The organism is Bacillota bacterium (assembly GCA_040754675.1).
Lineage (GTDB): Bacteria > Bacillota > Limnochordia > Limnochordales > Geochordaceae > Geochorda.
In genome coordinates this window covers 1-3,737 of the sequence record JBFMCJ010000410.1, presented here as the reverse complement: position 1 = coordinate 3,737, position 3,737 = coordinate 1, and the positions used below count along the sequence as shown (strand labels likewise).

Sequence of the window (3,737 nt, the reverse complement as noted above, 5' to 3'; positions counted from 1 at the left end):
TGGCCTGGGTGCGCGCCGGGAGCTATGACGGCCTGGTGCGGATGCTCCGGGATGGCCGCCTGGAGCCCGGGGCGCTGCTGGACTGGTTCGTCCCCAAGGTCTCGCGGTTCTTCCGCGACAGCGACCGGTTCGCCGAGCTGAAGCGGGTTCACCTTCCCCGCCTGGCCGATCTGGTGAGCGAGGGAGAGGTGCGCGTTTGGAGCGCCGGGTGCAGCCTGGGCGCGGAGGCCTACTCGGTGGCGATGCTGCTGGAGGACCTGGGGCTCCTGGGGGGCTACCGGGTGCTGGCGACCGACCTGAGCGAGGCGGCGCTGGAGGTGGCGCGGCGGGGCGTGTACGAGTTCGAGTACCTGCACGAGCTTTCCATCCGCCACTTCAACCGCTGGGTGCGGCCCGCGGGGGAGCTGTGGGCGGTGGACGGGCGGCTGAAGGAGAGGGTGGAGTTCCGCCGGCATGACCTTCTCTCGGACCGCTACCCGGAGGGGATGCACCTTTTGCTGTGCCGCAACGTGCTGGTCTACTTCGAGCCGGAGGTCCGCCGGCGCGTCCTGGCGCGCCTGGCCGGGTCGCTGGTCCCGGGCGGGGTGCTGTTCCTGGGGGCGGCGGACCCGGTGCCGGCCGCCGGCGAGGCGGGCCTGCGGTGCGTCTCGCCCTGCTTCTGCGTGAAAGGGCGGTGAGGGCGATGGCGTGCGGGACGGCTGGCGCTGTTCGGCGGAGGGGGAACACCGCGCTTGCCGCGGGCCTGTGCGCGGCCCTGCTGTGGCCACATGGGGTGGCGCGCGCTGCCGGAGGTGAGACCCTTCCTGGCGGCGAGGACGGGGGCTTTCTCGCCCTGCTGACCGTGCTGGCCGCCGCGCTCCTTGTGGAAGCCTGGTTGAACCGCAAGCACAGGGCTGCTTGCAGGGAGCTGGCCCGGTGGGCGCGGCGCGATCCTTCCTGGGAGCCCTGGAGGCTTGAGGAGTATGTGCGGAAGACATTTTCGTGGATACAGGAAGCCCGGCGGCGTCAAGATCTGGTGGCCCTGCAGGCACTTCTGCACCCTGACCTTTACCGCGAGTGGGAAGCGGAGATCGCGCAGATGCGCTCCGATGGCATGTCCGAGGTGGTCAAGGGCCCCAGGCTGCTCCGGGTGCGCATCGTGGGTGCGCGGGACTGCTGTGATGATGGCCGTGACTCCTTCACGGCGCTGGTGACCTTCTGGGGCGCCCGGTACCGGGTGGACAGCCGCGGCGTGGTCGTGGACCGCCACCCGCGGCCGTCCGAAGATGTGACCCGGCCGGATGTGCATGAGCAGTACTGGACGTACCAGCGCGACGGGGACCGCTGGCTGTTGCGGGACGTGGCGGGCGCGGACGGCGTGTTGCCCTTACTGATGGGCATGGACGCTTCGGCGGTGAGCGAGGAGGACGGGCGCCCGTCATGAGGGGAAGCAGGGCGGGCGTGGCTGCTGGCTGAATGCGTCCCGGTAGGCCGTCGTCCAGTATGCTCCCCGGCCCGTTGCGGAAGAGCGGATCAACCTCGGGACAGTCGCTTGCAGCGGCGAAGAGGTCGCCTGCCTGCGCGTTCGCGGACGACTTCGCCCGTGCCCGCGCGTTGGGTGGGGGCGGCGTATCCTGCGTGGCAGGGGCCCAGATCGGCGAGGGGGGCCTTGGCGCGGTGGCCGTTGAACGCATGGCGCGGGAGCGGGGCGGTGGCGTTCACCTGACGCCTCCGGGGGCATCGCTGCTCGGCCCGCGCGGGCTCGCCTTTTTGAGGACACGCCTTACTCGTCGCGGTGGGAGCGGAAAAGGGCCGGCTTGACATACCCTTTGCCGAGTTCCCTCGCGTGATCTGGACGTCGGGCGAGCCCTGCTCGCTCGGCCGTATGCTTGCGGGGATGGTCCAAGAAATGTTCGGGGTGACGTGCTCAATGTCCGGCGTGCGGGCGTAGCGGATCACGGGCGATATTGTCTCCTGGCTCTGTGCACGCCTGGAGCCCGTGGAGGACGACGAGTTTGCGGGGCTCGAACAGTTTGCCACGGAGGCAGATGACGAACTCCTCCGCCGACTCCTAGAATCCCTCTAGGCCCAGCCGATGCCGTGGGGTCCGCATGGTGTGGTGCGGGCGGGCGATATAGGCCCCTTAGCAATCTGTTGGTGCGGCAGTGGTGTCCCGTTCTTCCGGTGCTGCGGGGTAGGCTTTGCGCCAAGGGGGCAACGCAAGGGTGCCGACTGGCACTTCCTCCTGAAACGCGCCGGCTGTTGGTTTTGGAGGCATACTCAGACGACCGGAGGCAATCGCCTCTGGAGGTCCCGGAGGCGTTTCTTGTTCGGGGCCCGGGCATCACCAGACCCAAGGCAGACAGGGAGGCAATAACCTGTGCGCGTGAAAGTGATTGCTGCAACCGGAATGCGCCTGGCAGCGCCGGTGTTCGGTGAACGTGGCCTGCTGCTTGCCGCGGGGACGCTGGTTTTGCCGGAGCACGTCGAAAGACTTGCCGATGCCGGAATCCGGTATGTGGTAGTCGAGGACCCACGGCTGGCTGGGCTGGAGCTGCCCGAGGGAGTCCCCGAACACCTCCTAGCCGCGCTCAGGAAGAGGTACCGGGTTCTGTGGGAGCAGGCACTGGCGCTCGGCGGGGCGGTCCCGCCGGGCGGTGTGCGCTGGAAGGTGTCGTGGGAGGAACTGCGGGACCTTGCTCTACAGGTGGTGGAACACCTCGGCCGGTGTAAGCCGGGTTCCCTCTGGGTGGGAGGCGAAGGCAGGCCGGAAGACCATGCGGCGGACGCCGCCGTCCTGTGCGGCTACCTGTCCCGGTTCGCCGGCCTGTGGGGGCAGGCGGTGGACCTCGTGCTGGCCGGACTGTTGCACGACCTCGGGGAAGCAGTGAATCCCGGGCCGGAACACTGCCGGACGGGTGTGGCGCTGCTGAGAAGCTGGCCGGTTACGGCATTCGTGCAGGCGGCGGTGGCCGGCCACCATGGCGGGCGGGCTTCCTGGTCCGGCGTGGCTCTGTTGACGGTGGTGGAGCATTACCTGAGCCTGCTCCTCGGAGGGCGTTCTCCCGGTGCCGCCTGGCAGGCGGTACTCGCGGCGGAGGATTCGGACCGCAGGGTGGTTTCGGCCTTCCGGTGCTGGTTTGCGCCGTACCCGGTGGGCTGCGTGGTGAAGCTGGACGCAGGGCGAGAAGGCGTGGTCGTGGGGTACAGCGGTGGTATGCCCCACCGCCCGGTGGTGCAGCCGTTTGGAGCGGGAGAGGCTACGGACCTGAGCCGGCCCGAGCACTTCGCGGAGCTGCTGGTCTAGGCTGGTGGCCGGGGATACGGCATCTCACCCGCGACTGTGTGCTGCGGCAGGAGGGTGGTTGTGTTCGTATCGCACGGAACTCATGCTGGTGCGCCTGGCAGCAGATCTGACGGAAACGCGATTTGCCGAACTACTCGGGATCAGTAACCGGGTACGGGCGCGGGAGCAGGCCCGTGCCCCGGGGAGCCATCGAGCGGTAGGCGCCTCGCGGCGGTGCCGGCGTGCTTTGCGCGGCAGCAGTGGGATCTTGCGCTGCTGTCCCTCTTCCGGGCCGACTCCAGCCTGGGGCACGGGTTCTTTGCCTGCGCGGCGGAGGAACTGGTGGGCTTGTGGCCGGTGCTTGTGGAGCAGGTGCCGGCAGTGCCCGATGCGGTCAGCTTGCCCGCGCTAGAGGCGCTCCGGTGCGCACACTGGCCGGAGGCCCCGGCTTCGCCCGAGCATCGGAACACAC

Annotated in this window: 4 protein-coding genes; all 4 read left to right on the top strand. The window is 69.2% G+C overall.

The annotated features are described in order from the left end of the window. Positions 1 to 677, top strand: a 677-nt coding sequence (locus AB1609_18000; protein MEW6048340.1) for a protein-glutamate O-methyltransferase CheR, incomplete at its 5' end; no start/stop codon positions are given. Next, positions 641 to 1,423: a TIM44-like domain-containing protein gene (locus AB1609_17995; protein ID MEW6048339.1), complete on the top strand. Its 783-nt coding sequence runs from the start codon at positions 641 to 643 to the stop codon at positions 1,421 to 1,423. The genes AB1609_18000 and AB1609_17995, both read left to right, overlap by 37 nt. A 936-nt stretch (positions 1,424 to 2,359) precedes the next feature. After that, positions 2,360 to 3,286, top strand: coding sequence for an HD domain-containing protein (locus AB1609_17990; GenBank protein ID MEW6048338.1), 927 nt, complete (start codon positions 2,360 to 2,362; stop codon positions 3,284 to 3,286). A 213-nt stretch (positions 3,287 to 3,499) separates the two neighbouring features. Then, positions 3,500 to 3,737, top strand: a 238-nt coding sequence (locus AB1609_17985) for a hypothetical protein (protein MEW6048337.1), incomplete at its 3' end; no start/stop codon positions are given.